Source organism: Mycolicibacterium chlorophenolicum (assembly GCF_001044235.1).
In the GTDB taxonomy this organism is placed as follows: Bacteria; Actinomycetota; Actinomycetes; order Mycobacteriales; family Mycobacteriaceae; genus Mycobacterium; species Mycobacterium chlorophenolicum.
In genome coordinates, this window is the sequence record NZ_JYNL01000068.1 from 144,716 (window position 1) to 166,891 (window position 22,176).

Sequence of the window (22,176 nt, forward strand, 5' to 3'; positions counted from 1 at the left end):
TCGCGTAAACGCACCTGACCGGCGATGGATGTGCTAGAAGTCACCACTCGGGCCACAATAGCTACGGGCGTCAACCGGGACTCACGGTAACGGCATTCAACGCGCCCGTCGAAAAGATAGCGGTTGCGCTGGGCAAAGAGCAAAGTCGGTGCTACTGTTCCGTTAGCTGTTATGCACAGGCGCCGTTCGGAGCGACCTCCGCGGCACGAAACGAGGAAATTAGCTGATGTCAGGGCTGGCGGAACCGGTGTCGCCGGAGATCGCGACAGACGACTCAGCCGAGGACACCGTCGCACCTCGCCCGGTGCTGATCCACAGCTGCAACCGGCTCGGACGCGTCGCGAACCCGCCCGGTTTCTCCCTGTCCGACTGGTTCCGCTCGGCCCGTCGTCGCTGACGGCGTCAGCGGCGAGCGCGCCGCACGGTCACGACGAGCACCAGGACGCCGACCCCCGCCAACGTGATAGCCACCGGCGGTCGCTTGACGAAGCGCACCACGCCGGCCTTCAGATCGTCGGCGAGCCGCCGCGGGTTCGCCCGCGACGCCAACGAATCGACGGTCAGGGCCAGCTGATCGCGTGCCTCGTCGATCTCGGCCTTGATGGTGTCGGGATCACGATCCGCCACGTATGCCTCCGCCTGTTTGCGCCCGCCCTTGTCTTGCCGCACTACCCTAGTTCAGCGAGCGCGCACCGCAGCGCCCGGTCACAGATCAACAGGAGACCACGACCCATGCCGCAGACACCCCGGCTCGAGGCGGGCGACACCGCGCCTGCGTTCAGCCTTCCCGACGCCGACGGCAACACCGTCAAGCTCTCGGACTACAAAGGCCGCAAAGTCATCGTGTACTTCTACCCGGCGGCGTCCACCCCGGGCTGCACCAAGGAGGCGTGCGACTTCCGCGACAACCTCGCCGAACTCAACGAGGCGGGCCTGGACGTCGTGGGCATCTCGCCCGACAAGCCCGAGAAGCTCGCGAAGTTCCGCGACAAGGAGCAGCTCACCTTCCCGCTGCTGTCGGATCCGGACCGCAGTGTGCTGCAGGCGTGGGGTGCCTACGGGGAGAAGACGATGTACGGCAAGACCGTGCAGGGCGTGATCCGCTCCACCTTCGTCGTCGACGAGAAGGGCAAGATCGAGGTGGCGCAGTACAACATCCGCGCCACCGGCCACGTGGCGAAGCTACGGCGCGACCTGTCGGTCTGAGCCGAGGTTCGGGGCGACCGCCGGATAGGTTCCCGCGCGCACCTGCGCGGCGATCGAGTCGATCCGGTCGACCGAGGCAGACCAACCACGAACCCTCTCGGTGGCCAGCCGTTCCCCGTCGCGCTCGATCTCGATCTCCCACCGCTGGAGGCCGCACAGCTTTGCGGCCAACGACAACGGCAGCAGCACCACCATGAGCGGCACCGCGATGAGCACGGAGACGAAGAGGACGTCTCTGTCGTACCGGTCCATCAGGGAGAGCTTGCCGAGGGCGTTGTCCTTGTCCAGCCTCGGCACCCACCGACGGCGCACCGTCCACGAGGCGCCGTCCGGTGACTGCACGTCCTCGGCCATGACCGCATCCTATGCGGGGCCGGCGACCCGCAGGCAGGCCTTCTCAGACGGGCGCAACTACTCCACGCCCGCGCTCGGCTTCTCGACGTGGCGCACGACGACATCCGCGCCGCCGGACGTAGTGGAGCCGAGGCGCGACCTTCCGGTCTGGGCCGCCGTCTCGGCAGCTCGGTCACAGATCAAAGCGCTGATTCATCCTGGGAACCGTGGCGGGCCAGCCGAACTGACGGTCCAGCCGGAGACGCATGGTGTCCGCGGGCTGAGGTTCGCCGTGCACGACGAACACCCGGCGAGGTGCCGTGCCGATCTGCGATGCCCACCGGATGAGCTCGTCGGCGTCGGCGTGCGCGGAGAGCATCTTCATGTTCGCGACCTGCGCGTTGACCGGGATCCACTCGCCGTGGATCCGGATGTGTCGCTCCCCGTCGGCGATCGCCCGGCCGCGAGTGCCCGGCACCTGGTAGCCGGTCAGCACGATCGTGTTGCGCGGATCCGGGGCAAACGCCTTGAGATGGTGCAAGATTCGGCCGCCGGTAGCCATACCGCTGGCTGACATGACGATCTTCGGCTCCCTGTCGGCGGAGATCTTCATCGACTCCTCGGCCTCCCGGGTATAAGTGGCCATGGCGCACATCGCCTCGTACACCTCAGGCGCCAATCGGTGATCGTTCTGGTAGGTACGCAGCAGCTCGCTGGCGTTGATCGCCATCGGACTGTCCAGATACACCGGGATCTCCGGCAACCTCCCCGTCGAGCGCAGCTGCCACAGGTGGTACAGCAGCGTCTGCGCCCGACCCACCGCAAAAGCCGGAATCACGACGGTTCCCGAGCGGTCCACCGTCGAATCGATGATCTCGGCCAGGGTGTCGGCAGGGTCGCCCCGCGCGTGCTCGCGGTCACCGTACGTGGACTCCATCACCAGGTAATCAGCCGCGGGGACGGGCTCCGGCTGCAGCATCACCGGATCGTCGAAACGGCCCAGGTCGCCGGTGAAGACGATCCGGCGACCTTCCCACCACACGTCCACAGTCGCGGCCCCGAGGATGTGGCCTGCCCGCCGGAACGTCACCACCGGTCCGTCGTCCGGCAGGGTCACCTCTCGGCCGAACGGGTGGGTCTCGAACAACTCGAGGGTTCGCCGCACGTCCTCACTGTCATAGAGCGGCAGGGCCGGATGATGTTTCGTCGCGTGATGCCTGTTGAGGAATTCGGCGTCACGCTCCTGCAGCCTGGCGCTGTCGCTCAGAATGATGTCGCTCACCGCCGCGGTCGCGGCGGTGGAGACGATGGGCCCGCGGAACCCCCCGCGTACGAGCCTGGGGAGGTAGCCCGTGTGATCGAGGTGAGCATGGGTGATGACGACCGCGTCGATGGCCGCGGGGTCTACGGCCAGCGGAGCCCAGTTGAGCTCACGAAGGTTCTTCACCCCCTGGAACAGACCGCAGTCGACCAGGATGCGTCGACCGGCGCTTTCCAGCAGATGTCGAGAACCCGTCACCGTGCTGACACCGCCCAGGCTGCGCAGCGTGAGGTCGGTACGCGACTCTGGGCCGTCACCGGTGACCATGCGGTCAGTCTCGCCGACGCAGGCGGGGTGCGGGTCAGCTTGGACGGATCGCCAGCGTCGGCGTCATCGCCGCCGGTGTGAGCCGAGCTTGTCCAGCAGCAGCGCCTCGGCGGTCGCGGCCCGCTCCAGCACACCGAGGTGCAGGCTCTCGTTGATGCTGTGCGCCTGGGTGTCCGGATCCTCGACGCCGGTCACCAGGATCTTTGCGTCCGGGAACGCGCCGGCGAACGCAGCGATGAACGGGATGGAACCTCCGACACCGGTGTCGACCGCGTCCGCGCCCCACGCCTCCCGGAACGCCTCCCGCGCCGCGTCGTACACCGGCCCGCTGGCGTCGATGGCGTACGGCTGGCCGACGTCGCCGGGCGTGACGGTGACCCGCGCACCCCACGGCGCGTGCTGTTCCAGATGACGGGTCAGTGCCGCCAGATGTTCCGCGGCGTCACCGCCCGGGGCGACGCGCATGCTCACCTTCGCCCGCGCCGACGGGATGAGCGTGTTCGACGACGTGCCGATCGGGGTGGTGTCGATGCCGATCACGGTGATCGCGGGCTTGGCCCAAAGCCGTTGCGCCACTGACCCCGACCCGATCTCGCGTACCCCGTCGAGCAACCCGGTGTCGGCGCGCACCCGCTCGGGGGTGTAGTCGACGTCGGCGGCGACGGACTCGTGCAGCCCCTTCACCGCGACGTTCCCGTCGTCGTCGTGAAGACTCGCGAGCAGGCGCACCAGAACAGTGAGAGCGTCGGGCACGACACCGCCCCACATGCCCGAGTGCAGTCCGTGATCGAGGGTCGCGACCTCGACCACGCAGTCGGCGAGCCCCCGCAGCGAGACGGTCAGCGACGGGGTGTCGGTACTCCAGTTGTCGGAGTCGGCGATCACGATCACGTCGGCGGCCAACGCGTCCTTGTGCGCGGCCAGCAGCCGCGACAGTGAGGGCGACCCCGACTCCTCCTCCCCCTCCACGAAGACGGTCACCCCGACCGGGGGGTTGCCGCCGTGCGCGCGGAAGGCCGCCAGATGCGTGGCGATGCCCGCCTTGTCGTCGGCGGTGCCCCGGCCGTAGAGCCGGCCGTCGCGTTCGGTGGGCTCGAACGGCGCGGACCGCCATGCGGTGGCGTCGCCTTCGGGCTGCACGTCGTGATGGGCGTACAACAGCACCGTCGGCGCCCCGTCCGGTGCGGGATGGCGGGCGATGACCGCGGGCGCCCCACCTTCGGCGACGATCCGGACGTCACCGAAACCCGCGTCGGACAACAGCTTCGAGACGGCCTCGGCGCTGCGCTGGACCTCCGGGCGGCGCTGCGGGTCGGCCCAGACGGACTCGATGCGCACCAGATCCTCGAGATCGGCGCGCACCGACGGGAGCACGTCGCGCACGCGCTGGACGAGATCACTCATAGCGACGAGGGTAGTGCCCCGCTACCGCTCCTCGAGGATCGCGACCGCCGCGGCGGTGTCGGCCTCATGGGTCAGCGACAGATGGATCGTCACCTCTTTGAGGTGCTCGGCGACCGCACCCGAGAGCCGGACCCGGGGACGGCCCCACATGTCGGTGACCACCTCGATGTCCCGGTGGATCGCCTCGGGCAGCACCGGCCGCTTGGAGAACCGCGACCCCGACCACGCCTTGATCACGGCCTCCTTGGCCGCCCACCGCGCCGCGAGGTGGCGCGCCGCCGACGAACTCTTGTCGGCGGCGTCGCGCCGCTCCCCCGGCGTGAACGTCTCCGCGAACACCGTGCCCGGCCGGTCCACCTGCTCGGCGAACTCCGGGATGGAAACGAGGTCGATGCCTATCCCGACGATGCCCACGGCCAGCACGCTATCTCACGGGTCACCGCTGATACACGCCGTTCTCTCCGAGTCGCGACGTCGCGTCCAGCAGCATGGCCGCTTCCTGCGCCTTCTCCGGCTGGTCGTGGTCGAAACGCCGGTCGGCGGGCCGCTCGTAGAGAGGCCGTCCGCCCGCGATCGCCGAGGCCAGCCTGCGCTGACCGGCCAGCGTGCGCTCCTGGGCCTGGGCGGTGTAGGCCGCCCGCTGCTCGGGAGTCAGCGTGGCCAGGAACGCCTGCGGGTGCACCAGCGCGATCAGGCCCGAGACGTGACCGAACCCGAGGCTGGTCACCAGACCGGCCTTGAGCGGGTACTTCTCGCCCAGCCGCAGCGTCTCCCGCGGCCACACGAAGTGCGCCGAGGTCGCCAACTCGTCGTCGACACAGTCCAGGCTGCGGTTCGGCGGGATGACGCCGTCGCGCAGGACCTGGCACAGCCCGATCATCTGGAAGACCGCGGCACCGCCCTTGGCGTGACCGGTCAGGCTCTTCTGGCTGATCACGAACAGCGGCGCCCCGTCGGACCGGCCCAGCGAGGCCGCGAGCCGCTCGTGCAGCTCGGTCTCGTTGGGGTCGTTGGCCAGCGTCGAGGTGTCGTGCTTGGAGATCACCGCGATGTCGTCGGCGCCCACGCCCAGCTTGGCCAGCGAGCGCGCCAGCACCGAGTCCCTGCCGCCGCGCCCGGCGCCCAGCGCGCCGAGACCGGGTGCCGGAATCGAGGTGTGCACGCCGTCGGCGAACGACTGCGCGTACGCGACCACCGCGAGCACCGGCAGACCCATCTTCACCGCCAGGTCACCGCGGGCCAGCAGGATCGTGCCGCCGCCCTCGGCCTCCAGGAAGCCCAGCCGGCGCCGATCGTTGGCCCGGGAGATCTTCGAATCGCTGATGCCCTTGGCGCGCATCATCTCGGTGTCGGCGGTGGCCGCCATGTCACCGAAGCCGATGATCGCCTCGAGCGTCAGGTCGTCGAAGCCGCCCGCCACGACCAGCTCGGCCTTGCCGAGGCGGATCTTGTCGACGCCCTCCTCGACCGAGACCGCCGCCGTCGCACAGGCACCCACCGGGTGCACCATCGCGCCGTAGCCGCCGACATAGGACTGCATGACGTGTGCCGCAACGACGTTGGGCAGCACCTCCTGCAGGATGTCGTTGGGCTTGCTGCGGCCCAGCAGGTTGCCGTGGTACATGGTCTGCATCGAGGTCATGCCGCCCATGCCGGTGCCCTGCGTGGAGGCCACCAGGCTCGGGTGCACCCACCGCATCAGCTCGGCCGGGGTGAAGCCCGACGACAGGAACGCGTCCACGGTCGCCACGATGTTCCACAGCGCCACCCGGTCGATCGAGGTCGCCATGTCGGGGCTGATGCCCCACACCGTCGGGTCGAACCCGGTCGGGATCTGAGCGCCCACGGTCCGCGACAGCTTGGTCTTGCGCGGCACGCGAATCTCGGTGCCCGCCTTGCGGATCACCTCCCAGTCACCGCTGTCCGGGATCGGCCGGGCCACGGTGTGCTCCGGGTCGAACTGGACGAACGCCCGCGCGTCGGCCTCGCTGGAGACCACGAACCGGAAGTCCTTGTCCAGGAACACACTGACCAGCAGCGGCGAGGCGTGATCGGGGTCGATCGCACCGTCGTCGACGAACTCACGGATGCCGCAGCGCTCGACCACGGTGTCGTGGTACCGCTCGACCAGCTCGGACTCCTCGACGAGCTCACCGGATTCCGTGTCGTACCAACCCGGTTGGGGGTCGTCCTCCCACGTGATCAGTCCGGTCGTCCAGGCCAGCTCGAGTACGCCGGCTGCGGACAGCTCGTTGTCGACCTCCATCTCGAAGCGGGTGCGCGACGAGCCGTAGGGGCCCAGTTCGGCACCGCCGACGATGACGATGAGATCGGCCGGGTCGACGTCGAGGTCGGCCCACTCCGGAGCCGGAGCCGCCGGGGCGGGACGCGGCGGGGATGGCAGTGCCGAAATCGTATGGCCGGCAGCCTCTTCCTCGGACTCCTGCTCGGCAGGCGCCGCCGTGGCGTCGTCACGGGCCTTCGCGGCCAGCTCCGACAGGTCGAGGTCGGCATCGGCCAGTCCGCCGGTCAGGTCGGCCTGCACGGGCTCCCGGGCCGCCGCGACCTTGGTCTCGACGTCGCACAGGTCGAGCAGCATGCTCGCCATCTGCTCGGTCGAGTAGGTGGTCACCCCGGCTTCTTCGACCGCATCGACGATGACGTCGTTGTGGCCCATCAGCCCGGTGCCACGGGTCCACCCGATCAGCGCGTGCGCCAGGCTGACCCGCTGCGCCCACGAGGTCTCGGCCTTCCAGCGCGACACCACCGCGTCCAGCGCGGCCTTGGCCTCGCCGTAGGCACCGTCGCCGCCGAACATGCCCCGGTTGGGCGATCCCGGCAGCACCACGTGCAGCCGGGCCGCGATGTCCCGGTCCGCACCGATGTGGGACAGCCCGGCGATCAGCCGCTGCACGGCCCACAGCAGGACCTTCATCTCCATCTCCGAACGCGCACCGGCGTCGGAGAGGTCGCCGCCCACGCGAGGCGCGGCGAAGGGGAACAGCAAGGTCGGCGACAGCGCGTCCTTGATGTGGATCGATTTGGGCCCGAGGCTCTCGGTCTGCTCGGTCCCGACCCACTCGACCAGTGCGTCGATGTCGTTGTAGGAGGCCATGTTCGCCGGCAGCACCCACAGCTTGGCGCCGAAGCACGCGTTGTCCCGGTAGAGGTTGCGGTAGAAGCCGAGCCGCGAGTCGTCGAGCTTGGACGTCGTCGCGATGACGGTCGCACCGCCGGCGAGCAGCTGAGCCACCACCGACGCGGCGATCGAGCCCTTCGAGGCACCCGTGACGACCGCGACCTCGTCGCTGTAGCAGCCCTTACCGGGGTTCTCCGCTCCCGCGGCAGCGCGGGCGTACAGCGACGCGTGGATGGTGCGTCCCGCCGCGAGCGCCTTGCCCTGCCAGTACGTCGCCTGGGTGCCGACCACGTGGCCGGCGCCCTCGAAACGCTCCGCCAGGCGAGACCACTCCGCCTCGACCTCGTCGGGCTCCATCAGCCAGATCTTGACGAGATCCTCACGGGCACTGGCCCACCGGTCGTCGAGGAGCACCGCCTTGCGGGCGTCGAACGACGGCGCCACCAGACGCGGCCAGTCCGATCCCAGTTCGGCGGTGACCAGGTCGATGAGCTCCGCGTCCGCGGACGACTCCGGCGTGACGAACGGGGCGCCCAGGCCCAGCTGATCGAGGATCGTGCGCGCCGCCGAAGCGAGCACACCGTCGGGACCGGTGACCTGCTCGGCGAACTCACCGAGCGCGGCCGAGTCGACGACACCGCCGCCGGCGCCCCCGGCCGAGGGCAGCGCCACCGACACACCGTGGCGCGCCGCCACGGCCGCCACGGCGGCGTCGATCGTCTTGTCCACGCTGGCCGCGTCGGCCAGCGCACCGTCGTGCAGACCGCCCAGCGCCCCACCGCGGACACTCGACCCCTCACGGGTGCCCAGCGCCACCTCGACGGTGACGTGCTTGGCCCAGCCCTCGCCCAGCTCCCAGGTCTTGGTGACCCGCTCGGTGAGGTAGGCCGGTCGCTTGCCCGACGGCCCGAAGACCGTCCGCAACTGGTCGTTGATCGCGTCGGCGAGCACCGGGCCGAACGGCTTGTACGTCCGGGCCAGCTTGGTGACCTGAGACTTCAGCCCGGCCAGATCCGCTTCTGCGGCGCCGTCGATCGCGCCGAGGTTCAGCTCCGATCCGAGGTCCACGAGCATCTGGTTGCGCCGCGACGACGCACCGTCGGTGATCGACTCGATGGAGTCCAGCGGCTCGATCTGGTCGATGCGGATCTTGGCCGACAGCGCGATGAGCGCCATCGTGGCGTCCGATGCGTCGAAGGTCAGATCGTCGGGCCGGGGCCCGCCGCTGGGCGCGGCGGCCGGGGCGGGCGCGGCGGGCGCCGCCTCCGCCGGGGCGGCCTCAGGTTCTGCCGAGGCGGGAGCCGGCGGGGTGTCCTCGATCTCCGGCTCGGGATCGGTGTCGGTCGCGAACAGCACCGCGGCGTCACGCTCGGCGTTGAGCACTTCGGTGGTGTTGTGCGAGTACTCCGGCAGTTTCAGCGTGTTGGTGGCCAGGCCGGCGACGGTCGGCGCGTTCTTGACGCCGATCTCGACGAAGCGCTCCACCCCGAGACCGCCTGCGGCCTCCTCGATGAACAGCAGATCCTGGGTCTCGATCCACCGCACCGGGCTGGCGAACTGCCAGGCGAGCAACTCGATGACGAGCTTGCGGCACAACTCCTTCGGACGTTCGGTACGCCACGTGTCGTAGTCGGCGAGGATCTCGTCGAGCGGCTCCGCCGGCACCAGATCGCGGATCTCCTGCACGAAGTCGCGGTCGAGGGTGAACGGCCGCGGCACCAGGTTCGGGATGTAGCGACCGACCAGCATCTCCGGATCCGCGTCGCGCGGCATCACGCGCTCCAGCGCGCGGCGGAAATCGGCGACACCGACCCGCAGCACCGAGGAGTGGAACGGCACGTCGATACCGGGCACCAGGATGAACGATCTCTTCCCGCCGCTGATCTCGCGGCGCCGCTCGACCTCTTCCTCGAGCGCCTCGAGGCCCGCGACCGTACCGGCGATCGCGTACTGCGAGCCGCGCAGGTTGAAGTTCACGATCTCGAGGAATTCACCGGTGCGCTCGGAGATCTCGGCGACGAAGTCCTTGACGTCGGCGTCGTCGAGGTCGATCTGCGAGGGCCGGATCGCGGCCAGCCGGTAGTCGGACCGGCCCTGCGCGTCGCGCGGCACGATGTCGTGCATCTTCGACCCGCGGTGGAACACCACCTCGAGCAGCGCGGGCAGTTCGTAGACACCGGACACGCATGCCAGCGCGGTGTACTCGCCGACGGAGTGACCGCACGCGATCGCGTCCTCGACGAACGCACCCTGCTCACGCATCTCGGCGACCTGCGCGGCCGCCACCGTCGCCATCGCGACCTGGGTGAACTGCGTCAGATACAGCACGCCCTCGGGATGGTGGTAGTGCACACCGGAGGCGATCAGGCTGGTCGGGTTGTCGCGCACCACGTGCAGCACCGAGAAGCCCAGCGTCTCGCGGGTGAACTTGTCCGCGATGTCCCAGACCTTGCGGGCGGCCTTGGACCGCGCGCGCACGTCCATCCCCATGCCCTTGGACTGGATGCCCTGACCCGGGAACGCGTAGACCGTCTTCGGAGCGGCCAGTTGCGCGGTCGCGGCCATCACGAGCTCGCCGTCGACCTTCGCGGCCACCTCGATGATCTCCGCGCCCCGGTCGATGCCGACCCGGTCGACACGGAATTCGATCTCGTCGCCGGGCAGCACCATGCCCAGGAAGCGGGAGGTCCAGCCCACCAGGCGCGCAGGCGGAGTCGCGCGGCCGTCGGTCGCGGTGACCGCGTGCTGGGCGGCGGCCGAGAGCCACATCCCGTGCACGATGGGGGTTTTCAGACCGGCGAGCAGTGCCGCGGCCCGATCGGTGTGGATCGGGTTGTGGTCGCCGGAGACGACCGCGAACGCGCTCATGTCGACCGGCGCGGTGACGACGACGTCGCGACGGCGCCGGCGCGGGGTGTCGGTCGCGTTGTCGGTGATGGCTCCGCCGGCGCGCGGCGGGTCCGTCAGCTCGGCGGGACCGGTGCGGCCCCGGATCGCGAACCGCTCCTCGAGCGTGGCCAGGGCGGTGCCCTCGGCGTCGGTGATCGTGACGGTGACGGGCACGACACGGCCGACCTCGGTGTCGGTCGCCGCCGAAGCCGTTGCGGTGATGGTCAATTCGGCCTTGGCCGACGGCATCGCGGCGAGCAGGTGGGCCGCGTGATCCAGGTGGACCAGGCTGAGCAGCCCCTCCACGACGGGGAAGTGGTCATCGGTGACCGCGGACCCGATGGCCGAGAACACCGCGGGCCAGCACAGGCCGACCAGGGCGTCGGGCACCAGCGTGAGGCCGGGCGCCAGCGGGGCGCCGAAGGTCGCGGTGACACCGGTGTGGTCGGCGACCTTCTCCGGGTCCCATTCGACGGTGACCGTCGCGGTGTCGTCGACGACGGCGGGAAGCGCATCCGGGCCGTCCACGCCGGCGGCGATCGCCAGCACGGCACGCATGGCCTTCGAGGCGTCCTCGACGGTGACGATCGGCATACCGCCGTCGACCGTGGTCGAGGGCAGCGTGAAGCGGATCGAGATCCAGATGTCGGACAGCGGAACACTCAGCGTCACACTGGAATCCGCGGCCAGCTCCAGCCTCGCGCCGGTGTTCGGATGGGTGGCACTGGGCTTGCCGGGCACGTCGTTGACCTGCCACTCGCCGGGCGCGCCGATGCGGTGCACCGGGTTGATCGCGGTGCGGCCGGCCCACAGCACGTCGGGCGAGTCCAGCACGACGGCCAGCGGACCGCTGACGTCGGCGCGGGCCTGCCGCCGGGACACCACCGGCACCGGTTGCGCACCGGAGTCCAGCACCCGGTCCACGATCTCCTGCTCGAATCGGTCGAGCAGGTCGCCGACCGGCTCGTCGAGGCGGGTGATGCCGGCGACCGCCTGGGTGCCCGGGATGATGCACACCTGATCGGCGGTGTAGCGGGCGTCGTGCGCCTGCCACAGGGAGTCACTGCGCCACGAGCGCCGGACGTCCTTGTCGATGACCGGCACGAAGTTGACCGGCTTGCCCGGCTTCTTGCACAGCGTCACGAAGAACGGCAGGTCGGCCGGGTGCAGCCGCACCGTCTCCGCGTCGGGGTAGCGGGTGAGCAGCGCGGCGATCGCCTGCTGCGGATCGTCGAGCAGGGCGTCGCCGTCGGCGCCGAACAGCGTCTCGATCGGGCCGAAATCCTTCTCGGACAACCGCGCCTCGGCGCGCGTGAGCATGTCGGCGAACCGGTCCCGCCAGGTGACGGCCAGCCAGGGGCTGCCGGGGGCCATGGTCTCGGCGGTGCTGTCGCCGTCGCCGATGGCCAGTTCCACGTAGCGCTGCAGCCACTGCAGATAGGTCATGTCGCCGGCGTCACCGAAGTACGGCTTGGCCGTGGCGGCCATCGCCGCGATGATCTCTTCGCGGCGCTCGGCGACCGCGTCGGCGTCACCGGCGACCTCGTCGAGCAGACGTCCGCAGCGCGACGCCGCATTGTCGATCTCGTGGATGTCGGCACCCAATTGGCTACGGCCACTGGCCATTCCGTTGATGGCCTGGCCTGCGCCGACCCAGGTGTCGGTACCGGAGGTCTCGACGAGCATCTGCTTGACGGAAGGCGAGGTGGTCGCCTCCTTGGTGGCCATCGCCGCGGTGCCGACCAGGATGCCGTCCACCGGCATGGCCGGGAAGCCGTAGGCCTTGGCCCAGTCACCGGAGAGGTACTCGGCGGCGCGCTGCGGGGTGCCGATGCCACCACCGACGCAGATGGTGATGTTGCGGTACTTGCGCAGATCGCCGTAGGTGGACAGCAGCAGATCGTCGAGGTCCTCCCAGGAGTGGTGTCCCCCGGCGCGACCGCCCTCGATGTGCACGATGACGTCGCGCGTGGGTACCTCGGTGGCGATCTTGATGATCGACTTGATCTGGTCGACCGTTCCGGGCTTGAAGCAGACGTGGGTGATGCCGACGGTGTTGAGCTCCTCGATGAGGTCCACGGCCTCCTCGAGGTCGGGGATACCGGCGGTGACGACGACGCCGTCGATCGGCGCCCCGGACTGGCGGGCCTTCTGCACCAGCCGCTTGCCGCCCACCTGCAGCTTCCACAGGTAGGGGTCGAGGAACAGTGAGTTGAACTGCACGGCGCGACCCGGCTCGAGCAGCTGGGTCAGCTCCTCGATGCGGGCGTCGAAGATCTCCTCGGTGACCTGGCCGCCGCCGGCGAGCTCGGCCCAGTGGCCGGCGTTGGCCGCCGCCGCGACGATCTTGGCGTCGACGGTGGTGGGCGTCATCCCGGCCAGCAGGATCGGCGAGCGGCCGGTGAGGCGGGTGAACTTCGTCGAGGCCTTCACCGAGCCGTCGGGCAGGGCGACCGGCGTCGGCGCGTAGCTCGACCAGGCGGGCGCCACATCGGGCGCCGCGCCGACGGTGAACAGGCTCCGCTGTCCGGCGCGGGTGGCGGCCGCCACGATGCCGATGCCCAGCCCGCGGATCACCGGGGCGGTCAGCCGGGTGACGGTGTCGCTCGGACCCAGGTCGATGATCCACTTGGCGCCCGCCGCGGCGAGGCCCTCGACCTCGGAGACCCAGTCGACCGGCTTGATGAAGATGTGCTCGGTGAGCTTGCGCGTGAGGTCACGGTCCAGGCCGGTGCGCGCCGCCCACTCCTCGACCAGATCGACGCCGTCGGTCAGGCGGGGCGTGTGGAAGCCGACCTCGACGTTGAGCTGGTTGAACACCGGGCGGAAGATGGCGCCGCCGCGCGTCTTGTTCTTGCGCTCGGCTTCCTCGCGCTCGGTGATCTTCTCGCAGTAGAGCTCGAACCGAGCCAGCTGCTCGGGGGTGCCGGTGATGACCACCGAGCGGCGGCCGTTGCGGATCGACAGCGCCGGCGCCAGCACGGTGCGCACGTCCTGGGCGAATTCGTCGAGGAGTTCGGCCATCCGCGCGGGATCGACATTGGTCACCGACACCATCGGCGATTTGTCGCCGCGGCCGACCATGCCGCGACGGCGCGACACCAGCGAGCCCGCGGCACCGATCAGCTGACCGATGGCCAGCAGCTCGGCGTCACGTGCGCCGCCCGCCTTGAGCGACTCGACGGCGGTGACGCCCTGCGAGTGGCCGGCGATGGCGACCGGCGGGTGGCCCGCCAGATCGAGTCCCTGGCGCTTGAGCGCCCGCTGGGCGGCCATCTGGGTGAGCAGGATGCCCGGGCCGGAGATGGCGGCGGTGGTGAGGTCCTTGAGGGCGGGCAGCGGCTCGTCGGCGGCCAGCGCGCGGATCCACTTCATCGGCTCGAAACCGATCGGCCGGACGACGACCAGTTCCCGGGCCAGCGGCTCGAGCAGCAGTTCCGCCTCGGCGACCAGCTGGCTGATCTCGGACTCGATCCCCGCGGAGTTGACCAACTCCTCCAGGTTCTCCAGCCAGGGGCCGCCCTGGCCGCCGAAAGCGACGGCGTACGGCTCGCCGGCGTGCAGTCGATCGACGAGTGCGTGCGCTCCCGCCAGAGGTTCGAAGGCCGGACCGCCCTCGGACTCGGAGCTGGTGGTCGCACGGTGCTGGTCGTTGATCGTCACGTGGTGTGTTCTCCTCAGTGGTGCGTTCGCGGCTCTATCAAGGGCGCGGTCGTTCGTGCTCGGGCGGGGCTCGTGTGCTCGTCGTGGGCGTCGGACGAGCCCGTCTGGGGGGCCAGTGCGATTCGGCGTCGAATCCGGCTGATCTCGCCGCGGCGCCTCGAACGCATGAGGTGCCGTGGCGGACACTGCAGCCGTACTAAGAGTGTCATAAGAGACGACCCCAGTTTCGTCCCGAAAATGGTTACTAGCGAGTTCTACGCGTGGGTAACAGAATGTTGCGTAACACCGGCCCGAACACGGCCCGATCGCTTCCGGGACAAACGTCCTGCTGGCAGGTGGTTACGGTCCAGTAAGGTAGAAGCGCAGTTCAAGGCCGCATTGTTACACAATCGTTATCTGGAAACTCGCGATCGCACTACCAGTTTCGGCGTGGCGAGCGCGCTCGACGACCTCGGCCGAACTGTATGGTCGTCATTTCGCCGAGTGGACAGGTGTTTGCTACCCAAACTTACCGATCAGTAAGTCTGTCGGCGCAGCCGGACGGGAGCCTGCTGTGCCCTAGTCCCAGGACCCGTAATTCGGCTTGAGAATGTGATTGATGTCGACGCCGATGCCCCCCACGGTGCGGGAGTCGATCTCCACCTGGTGCAGATGGGCGGCGGAATGCGCGACACGCCCGGGCGACCCCCAGTTGTGCTGCCAGAAGTACGAACCGAGCCCGTCCTGTAGGGCCCACTCGATCGTCTTCGAGTTCGCGTACACGCCGACCCGTTGGTGTCCGAGCACCCGCTCCCACCCGCGCAGGTAGGGGGCCACCTGCCGCGTGTACTGCTCGAAGGTCGGGTCGTCGTCGATGGAGGCGTAGATCGGCGCGCCGTACGACCCGCCCGCCGCGACGTGGAGTTGCCAGCCGCGCTGAGCATGCTGAATACCCGCCGGCTCACCGGCCAGCCAGTCGGCGGTGTCCTGCTTCCCGTACTGATAGCAGGACACGATCTTGAGTCCGCCCTGATAGAGGTCGCGGGCCTCGGCCAGCGCGATCGGCTTACCCAGCATCCATGCGCCGCCGGGTCGACGGTCGGACACGTAGCGGATCGCCCCCACGGCGCCGGAGGCGCGCAGATCCGCTGCGTTGATGACTCCGGCCGCGTAGTCGAGGAGGATCCCCAGAGGTGCCGCGGACGCCGACGGGGTCGCCCCGGACACCACCGCCGACAGCGCGCTCAGCCCCAGCGCAGCCGGCGCCGCGGCGGCGGCACAGCGCAGGACGTCACGTCGCGACATCGACACGTGCCACAGGCTACGACAGGAACATCACGTTTCACGTCAACGCCACTGGTCACACCTGTAACGCCTCGTCTCGGGTGGGCCGTCACCCGGTCGGCCGCTCCCAGGCGCCGGTCAACAGGATGCCGGCCGTGTAGTCCGACGCCGAGGCCACCATCAGGCGGCGGGTCGCCTGATCGAATCGCGTTGCCATCACCTTCTCCCCCAGCAGCCGGTAGTCGGCGACGACCTGCCGGAGCCGGCCCATGTCCTCGGGCTTGGGAAGGTAGCCCGGCCCCACCTCCGCCTGGTACAGCTCGACCAGACTGTCGACGAACGCCTCCGCGAGCTCGTCGAACGACTTCTCCGCGGCGTCGAGGAAGCGCAGCAGCGCACGAATGTAGCGCAGGTGATCCGGCGAGCGCGCCAGGATCTCCGCGGCGTCACCGTCGATCAGCATGACCTTCCGGCCGACCATCTCGGCCATTCCGTGCGCGATCAGCTGGCGGGCCTCGGAGGAATCCGGGTCGATGCCCAACGTCGAACGGTCGTGATGTTCGGATTCGGGTCCCAGCACGGCGCGCTGCAGGCCGAGGATGTCGGCGAGGTCCTCCCCCTGCCGCATGCTGGTGAAGAACTCGGCGATGTGGGCGGAGTTGTATCCCTTGCGCAGCAACTGACTGATCGTGTTGAGCTGCGAGAGGTGATAGTCGTCGTAGAGAGCGGAACGGCCCACCCGCCGCGGCGGGTCCAGCAGGCCACGCTCGCGGTAGGCCCGGATGTTGCGGGTGCTGACACCGGATTCCCGCGCGAGGTCCTCGAGTCGATATTCAGCCACAGCGGCACCCCCTCAACACTGCCATCGGGATACCACGTGGCGATCCACACAGTGCTCTACCACTTTAACCCCCCTGCCTACCGCGTGAGCGAAGTAATTGCGCACGATGTGCGACAGCCTACGCTTCGAATTTCATGCCGGTCATCTGCAGTGATGGAAAAAGCTCAGCAAATTTGTCGACGTGAGTGTGCGATTCCAGCCAACTTGTTTGCCGGTGACCCGGCCCGTCCGCGGTCGTGACGTCCGGCGGAACGGGTTGGCGTTCGCGGGGCCGCGTACGCGAGGATGAACGGTCCGTCCTGCATGTGGAGGACATCGCGACACTTCGTGATCTCGCACCGAGAGGTTCCACCGTGCGTCCCTGGATCGTCTGGGCGACCGGGCTTCTCGCCTACATCGTGGCTGTTCTCGATCGCACCACCTTGGGCGTGTCCGGCCTGCCCGCCGCCGAGCGGTTCGCCGCCGGCCCCGGCCTGCTGTCGGTGTTCGTCGTCCTGCAGGTCGTGGTCTACGCGGGCGCCCAGGTGCCGGCGGGACTGTTGCTGGACCGGTACGGATCACGGGCGCTGATCGTGGCGGGAGCGACGCTGATGGCTGCGGGCCAGCTGATCCTCGCCGTCACCGAGTCGCTGCCACTGGCCATCGCAGCGCGCGCGGTCGTGGGGCTCGGCGACGCGGTCACGTTCATCTCCGTGCTGCGCCTCGTGCCGCGCTGGTTCGCGCCCCGCAAGATCCCACTGGTCACGCAGCTGACCGGAATCTGCGGCCAGCTGGGGCAGGTGCTGTCCGCGGTGCCGTTCCTGGCCCTGCTGTCCGCATCGGGCTGGACCGCTGCCTACTCCTCGGCGGCCGCCTTCGGCGCGCTGGTGGTCGTGCTGGTCGCGGCGCTGGTGCGCAACGCTCCGGACGGAGTGGCCGTGACCGCGGAGACGATGGGGGTGCGCGAAACGATCGCGAGCGTCAAGACCGTGTGGTTGCGGCCCGGGACGCGGCTGGGCTTCTTCACCCACATGGGCACCCAGTTCTCGGTGACCGTGTTCGCGCTGATGTGGGGCGTGCCCTACCTCACCGTCGCCCAGGGTCTCTCGGCAGGCATGGCGGGCACACTGCTGACCATCTCCGTCGTCGCTGCGATCTGCGCGGGTGTGGTGATCGGCATCGTCACCGGTCGACTGCCGCACCGGCGGTCGCGGCTGGTGCTCGGCATCATCGCCACCAACGCCGCGGCGTGGACGGTGGTGCTCGCACTCCCCGGCCGGGCGCCGCTGTGGCTGCTGGTGGTCCTGATCGTGGTCATCTCGGTGGGCGGACCCGGCTCGATGGTCGGCTTCGACTTCGCGCGCACCTTCAACCCCAGCTCGACACTGGGTACCGCTCAGGGAATGGTCAACATGGGTGGCTTCGTCGCCTCCCTGGTGCTGATGCAGGCGATGGGGCTGATCCTGCAGGCCGCCGGCGGATTGTCGTTCGACTCGTTCCGGCTCGCGTGGACGCTGCAGTACGCCGTGTGGGCGCTGGCCGTCGTCGGCATCCTGATCACCCGGCGCAAGGCGCGTCGGCTGCTGGCCCTGCAGGACGATCGCATGCTGCTCGAAGGCATCGACCGCTAGTTGTCCAGCTCGTCGCGTCGGGACGCGCCCGCTGTGGCGGCCGCCGCGTGACGGTATCCGCGCAGCTCGTATCCCAGCACCGGGACAGCCGGCGCGAGCGTCACCACCAGCAGACAGTTGGCCATCGAGACACCGACCGCGGCCAGCAGGACCGCCAGGCCGAGGACCGCCGCGGTGAGCGCCAGCAGCAGGACGTGGAACAGCAGCACGGTGCGCGTCATCACCGCGTACAGGACGTAGATCATCGCGACGTAGACCGCGACGGGGATGACGACGGTGAGCACCGTGGCGGCAGAGCCGAGCTCGGAATGATGCTCGATGTAGTACGCCGCCGCATGCAGCCCCGCGCCGGTGGCGACGATCGCCGCGAACACCACGATGTGCAGATAGCCGAACCAGAACGAGCGCTCACGGCGCACATGCAGGATGTCGGCCTGCGGAAGAACGAAGTACGTCCACCACATGCCGAAGGTGAGGCCGATGCCCGCGACGGCGACGAACACCGCGTCGAACGACCACCCCTGGGCCTCGACCACCGCGCTCAGCGACGCCACCGTTCCGACCACTCCCTCGCCGAGCGCGATGATCGTGAACAGCCCGTAGCGCTCCACGATGTGGTGCGCGTGCCACGGCGTGCCGCCGCGGCCGAACTCGGCGAGGACGGGACCCAACATCTCGACGAGGACGAGCCCGACGACGATGACGGCCGTCACCGCGACCGACGTGTGCACGAAAATGGCGGCGATCCAACCGATCTGGGCCACGGTGATCCACCACGCGTAGGTCAGGCACGCGCGGCGCCGCGCCGGGTCCTGACGCGCGGCGCGCAGCCACTGCGCGACCATGGCCACCCGCATCACCACGTAGCCGGCGACCACCACCGCGTTGTCCACGTGTCCACCGTGTTCGATGGACGCGTACATCTGCGGCAGCCCGAGCGCCAGCACGATCACCCCGACCATCTGCAGCATGGTCGTGAGCCGGTAGATCCAGTCGTCGGTGTCGTAGGCCGAGGCGAACCAGCTGAAGTTGATCCAGGCCCAGCACACCGCGAACATCGCGAAGAAGAACGCGGCCAGGCCCGCGGCGACGTGACCGCCGGCCAGCGCGTGCGCGAACTCCGACGCCGCGATGCCGAACGCCACCACGAAGGTCAGGTCGAACAGCAGTTCCAGCGGGGTGGCCACCCGGTGCTGCTCGTGCGGGTCCCGTCCCGTCATCAACCGCACGCGGTGCACTGCGGCGTCGGCTCGATGCGGTCCTTCGGTCACCGGTGGATCCCCTTCCGTGCTGGGCGTCGACCGTACCGGAGATACTGTTCGTCCATGGGCGCCGAGGCAGTGGGAGTCGTGCTGGCCGCCGGCATGGGCACCCGGGTGGGCGCCGACGGCAACAAGGCCTATCTCCCCCTCGACGGACGCAGCATGCTGGTGTGGTCGTTGGACACCCTCGCACGCGTACCCGAGATCGCGCGCACCGTCCTGGTGTTCCGGCAGGGCGAATCCGAGCTGGCGCGCACCACGGTCGGACGCGAACTGGCAAATGCCGCTGTCGAATTCGTCGAAGGCGGGCCCACCCGGCACGCCTCGGAGTACGCCATGCTCCGCCATCTGGAGGCCGACATCGAAGCGGGCGCCGTCGATGCGGTGGTGATCCACGATGCCGCCCGCCCGCTCGCCGACGCCGCGATGTTCGCGACGGCGCTCGCGCTGGCGCGCGAGTTCGGCGGCGCGCTGCCGGCGCTGCCGGTGAACGGCCTGGCCCGGGTGACCGAGCGCGGGGTGGAGACGGTGCCCGGGTCCCTGGTCCGGGTGCAGACGCCGCAGGCCTTCCGGGCGCGCGAACTGCTCGACGCCTACCGGCGCGCCGAGCGGGACGGCTTCGAAGGCACCGACACGTCGTCGTGCATCGAGCGCTACACCGACGTCGCGGTGCGCACCTTCCCCGGCAGTGCGGCCAATCTCAAGGTCACCTATGCCGGTGACATCGGCATCGCGCACCGTCTTCTCAGGGAGAGGAACCGTTCCGCCGGTCCTCGATGAGAGCCGCGAGGAAACCCGCGTCCCTGGGCAACTCGACCCCGAGCGCCGCGGCGTCCCCGTCGACCAGTTCGATCCGCGCACCGCCGGCCAGCGCGATTTCCAGCTCGTCGCCGCGATCGGTCACCGCGCCGGCCACCGCCCGGGTGAGCACCTCGGCGTCGAAGCCGCGCGGGTACTGCAGCACCTGCAACTCGGCGCGGTCCAGTGTCGCGGTCACGACACCGTCGCGGTCGACGGTCTTGATGCTGTCGGTCACCGGCCGCGCCGGCGCCACCACCTGCGCGCCGTCGCGCAGCGCGGCCAGGACGCGCACCGCCGTGGCCGGATCGACCAGCGGCCACCCGATGTCGTGCACCAGGACGGGGGTGCCCGGGCTGCTCGTCGCGAGCGCCGCCGCCACACACTGGGCTCGTTCGCCCGGCGCGTCTGCGGTGCGCACCGGGACGTCCGAAAACCCTTCGGCGATGAGCAGTTCGCGCACCGGGACCACCAGCGAAGAGGCCGCGCCGACGACGACAGACGCGGCCTGCGACAGCCCGTGAACGATCCGCACCAGCGGCGAACGTCCGGCCACCGGCGTCAGCACGGCCGCCGACCCCAGCGAGGCCGGCAGGGGCAGGATCGCCGTCGCTGTCACGGCGCTGACGCTATACCAGCCTCACACCGGGTCGAACTTCTCGATCAGCCACGCCCCGCCGATCTTCTTCAGGCCGACCTTGACGCTGCTCGCGGCGAACGATCCGTCGGGATTCTCCTTGCTGACAGTCGTCTGGTTGATGAACAGCAGAACCTGGGCGGTGTCGGGGTGGATCTCCGACACCGCGCCCTGGACCACGTCCGCCTTGGTCTGGACCGCCTTCTGCGTGGCGGCCGGCGCGACCACCTTGGTGGTGAAATCGGTGTAGTAGCTGAGGAATTCACCGGTCAGATGGGACTTGGCCGCCGCGAAATCCTTGTCCAGACTGTCCGGGGAGTACGACAGCAGAGCCACGGTGCCCGTCTTGGCCGCCTCGAGCGCCGCACCCGTGGCGGCGGCATCGGTGGCGCGGTCCTGCCGGTACTGGGCGAAGTAGACGGCCGCGGCGGCACCGGCCGACGCGACGAGCGCGACGACGAGCACGACCGCCCCGAGGTGGCGTCGCAGCGCGGCCATCGGCCTCCTTCTGCGGGGTTCCGCAGCGGCGGGCGCAGCCTCCTCGACCACCTCGATCACGTCGTCACCCGCGGCGGTGTCATCGGCGCTCACGGGACGAACTCGACCTTCGACATCTTGATCTGTCCACCTTCCCGGACCAGGCTGACGAGCAATCGCCACGACCTGGGCTGCTCCTTGGCCCCGGAGGAGTTGGTGACCCGGGAGGTGGCGGCCACCAGCACGTCGGCGGAATCACCGGACATCGAGTCGACCGCGGAGGCGTTGACGGAAACGTCGGTGACCACCTTCGACTCCTTGGCGATCTTGACGAAGTCCCCGGCGGTGTTCTTGAAATCGTCCCGGAACTGGCCGGTCGAGTTGTCGATGATGCGGTCGACGTTCTGCTGAGCGTTGTTGAAATCCAGGGACATCAGCGTCACGACGGCCTGCCTGCCGGCGGCGGCGAACTCGGCGCGCTGCTGCTCGTCGTGCACGGCGCTGCGATGCTGGATCACCATGAAGACCGTGGCGGCGATCAGTGCGCAGGTCGCGAGCACGGCGAGCGACGCCGCGACGTAGCGCGCCACGCGACGCCACCCCGGCCGCCGGCGCGGCGCAGCATCATCGACGGATTCGGCTGCGGTCGGCTCGGCCGCCTCGGCGTCGGGCGTCTCGACGGTGTCCTCGGTCGGCTCGGCGGTGTCCGCTCCGGTCGCGGGAGCAGCAGCGGCCGCCCGGCTCTCGGCCTCGCGCCGCAGCCGGATCGCCCGCGCGCGGGCACGCGCGGCGGCAGCCATCGCCTCGGCCTCAGCGGCTTCGGCTTCGGCCTCCTCCGCCAACGCGAGCACCGGATCCACGTCCTCCACCGGGTCACTGACCGGGCACGGCTCATCGGCCCGGTCGGCGTCGATCACCGACGCGCGACGCCTGAATGACGGCACACCGACCTCCTCGTCTGCTGTGTCGCCTACCTGAGAGGCTTATGAGAATGGCATTCTTCATTTTTGCGTATGGCTGAAACCATACCCCGGCGCGAGACCTCCGGACAAAGCTCTCGACTGCG

At 69.5% G+C, this 22,176-nt stretch carries 16 protein-coding genes; 4 read left to right on the forward strand and 12 right to left on the reverse strand.

Translation table 11 applies throughout. From position 1 onward, the window contains the following. Nucleotides 1-226 precede the first annotated feature (226 nt). Complete coding sequence (locus tag MCHLDSM_RS38655; protein ID WP_168439985.1) at nucleotides 227-397, forward strand: hypothetical protein; 171 nt, start codon at nucleotides 227-229, stop codon at nucleotides 395-397. A gap of 5 nt (nucleotides 398-402) precedes the next feature. Here MCHLDSM_RS38655 and MCHLDSM_RS28770 read toward each other — a convergent pair whose 3' ends face one another. Next, nucleotides 403-627 carry a DUF3618 domain-containing protein gene (locus MCHLDSM_RS28770; protein ID WP_048419554.1) on the reverse strand — a complete coding sequence of 75 codons (225 nt, stop codon included), beginning with the start codon at nucleotides 625-627 and terminating at the stop codon, nucleotides 403-405. Between the two features lie 105 nt (nucleotides 628-732). Between MCHLDSM_RS28770 and bcp the strand changes: the two genes are divergently transcribed. After that, entirely contained in the window at nucleotides 733-1,206 is a 474-nt protein-coding gene (bcp, locus tag MCHLDSM_RS28775) for a thioredoxin-dependent thiol peroxidase (protein ID WP_048473221.1), read from the forward strand. Here the strand turns inward: bcp and MCHLDSM_RS28780 are convergent. The 7 genes from MCHLDSM_RS28780 to MCHLDSM_RS28810 all read right to left on the reverse strand — a co-directional run bounded on the left by MCHLDSM_RS28780 (nucleotide 1,183) and on the right by MCHLDSM_RS28810 (nucleotide 16,326). After that, entirely contained in the window at nucleotides 1,183-1,560 is a 378-nt protein-coding gene (locus MCHLDSM_RS28780; protein ID WP_053083123.1) for a hypothetical protein, read from the reverse strand. The two genes, bcp and MCHLDSM_RS28780, sit on opposite strands and share 24 nt — an antisense overlap. Nucleotides 1,561-1,732: 172 nt before the next feature. Next, nucleotides 1,733-3,127, reverse strand: a complete 1,395-nt coding sequence (locus MCHLDSM_RS28785) for an MBL fold metallo-hydrolase RNA specificity domain-containing protein (protein ID WP_048473222.1) — start codon at nucleotides 3,125-3,127, stop codon at nucleotides 1,733-1,735. A 63-nt stretch (nucleotides 3,128-3,190) separates the two neighbouring features. Continuing rightward, on the reverse strand, nucleotides 3,191-4,531 hold the full coding sequence (locus MCHLDSM_RS28790) for a dipeptidase (protein ID WP_048473223.1): 1,341 nt from the start codon (nucleotides 4,529-4,531) through the stop codon (nucleotides 3,191-3,193). 21 nt (nucleotides 4,532-4,552) lie between these two features. Next, complete coding sequence (gene acpS, locus MCHLDSM_RS28795) at nucleotides 4,553-4,945, reverse strand: holo-ACP synthase AcpS (RefSeq protein WP_063840659.1); 393 nt, start codon at nucleotides 4,943-4,945, stop codon at nucleotides 4,553-4,555. A 22-nt stretch (nucleotides 4,946-4,967) separates the two neighbouring features. Next, a complete protein-coding gene (locus MCHLDSM_RS28800; protein ID WP_048473224.1) occupies nucleotides 4,968-14,222 on the reverse strand; it encodes a type I polyketide synthase in 9,255 nt (3,084 codons plus the stop codon). A gap of 558 nt (nucleotides 14,223-14,780) precedes the next feature. Further along, the gene (locus tag MCHLDSM_RS28805) at nucleotides 14,781-15,506 is read right to left on the reverse strand and encodes a DUF1906 domain-containing protein (RefSeq protein WP_048473393.1); all 726 of its coding nucleotides are present in this window, start codon (nucleotides 15,504-15,506) and stop codon (nucleotides 14,781-14,783) included. Nucleotides 15,507-15,594: 88 nt separating this feature from the next. Further along, nucleotides 15,595-16,326, reverse strand: a complete 732-nt coding sequence (locus MCHLDSM_RS28810) for a MerR family transcriptional regulator (protein ID WP_048473225.1) — start codon at nucleotides 16,324-16,326, stop codon at nucleotides 15,595-15,597. A 353-nt stretch (nucleotides 16,327-16,679) separates the two neighbouring features. Here MCHLDSM_RS28810 and MCHLDSM_RS28815 point away from each other — a divergent pair, with 353 nt between their 5' ends. Next, nucleotides 16,680-17,936 carry an MFS transporter gene (locus MCHLDSM_RS28815; RefSeq protein ID WP_048473394.1) on the forward strand — a complete coding sequence of 419 codons (1,257 nt, stop codon included), beginning with the start codon at nucleotides 16,680-16,682 and terminating at the stop codon, nucleotides 17,934-17,936. Here MCHLDSM_RS28815 and MCHLDSM_RS28820 read toward each other — a convergent pair. Continuing rightward, nucleotides 17,933-19,156, reverse strand: a complete 1,224-nt coding sequence (locus tag MCHLDSM_RS28820; protein WP_048473395.1) for a low temperature requirement protein A — start codon at nucleotides 19,154-19,156, stop codon at nucleotides 17,933-17,935. The two genes, MCHLDSM_RS28815 and MCHLDSM_RS28820, sit on opposite strands and share 4 nt — an antisense overlap. A 105-nt stretch (nucleotides 19,157-19,261) precedes the next feature. Here MCHLDSM_RS28820 and MCHLDSM_RS28825 point away from each other — a divergent pair, with 105 nt between their 5' ends. Then, nucleotides 19,262-19,978 carry an IspD/TarI family cytidylyltransferase gene (locus MCHLDSM_RS28825; RefSeq protein ID WP_048473226.1) on the forward strand — a complete coding sequence of 239 codons (717 nt, stop codon included), beginning with the start codon at nucleotides 19,262-19,264 and terminating at the stop codon, nucleotides 19,976-19,978. On the opposite strand, the gene MCHLDSM_RS28830 is transcribed toward MCHLDSM_RS28825, so the two are convergent. Genes MCHLDSM_RS28830 through MCHLDSM_RS28840 form a run of 3 tightly spaced genes read right to left on the reverse strand, consistent with a single transcriptional unit; the run spans nucleotide 19,944 to nucleotide 22,054 of the window. Further along, complete coding sequence (locus tag MCHLDSM_RS28830; protein ID WP_048473227.1) at nucleotides 19,944-20,615, reverse strand: IspD/TarI family cytidylyltransferase; 672 nt, start codon at nucleotides 20,613-20,615, stop codon at nucleotides 19,944-19,946. The genes MCHLDSM_RS28825 and MCHLDSM_RS28830 overlap by 35 nt on opposite strands. 21 nt (nucleotides 20,616-20,636) lie before the next feature. Further along, the gene (locus MCHLDSM_RS28835) at nucleotides 20,637-21,224 is read right to left on the reverse strand and encodes a hypothetical protein (RefSeq protein WP_048473228.1); all 588 of its coding nucleotides are present in this window, start codon (nucleotides 21,222-21,224) and stop codon (nucleotides 20,637-20,639) included. Beyond that, a complete protein-coding gene (locus MCHLDSM_RS28840) occupies nucleotides 21,221-22,054 on the reverse strand; it encodes an Rv1363c family protein (RefSeq protein ID WP_048473229.1) in 834 nt (277 codons plus the stop codon). The genes MCHLDSM_RS28835 and MCHLDSM_RS28840 overlap by 4 nt, the downstream gene beginning before the upstream one ends. Nucleotides 22,055-22,176: the final 122 nt, after the last annotated feature.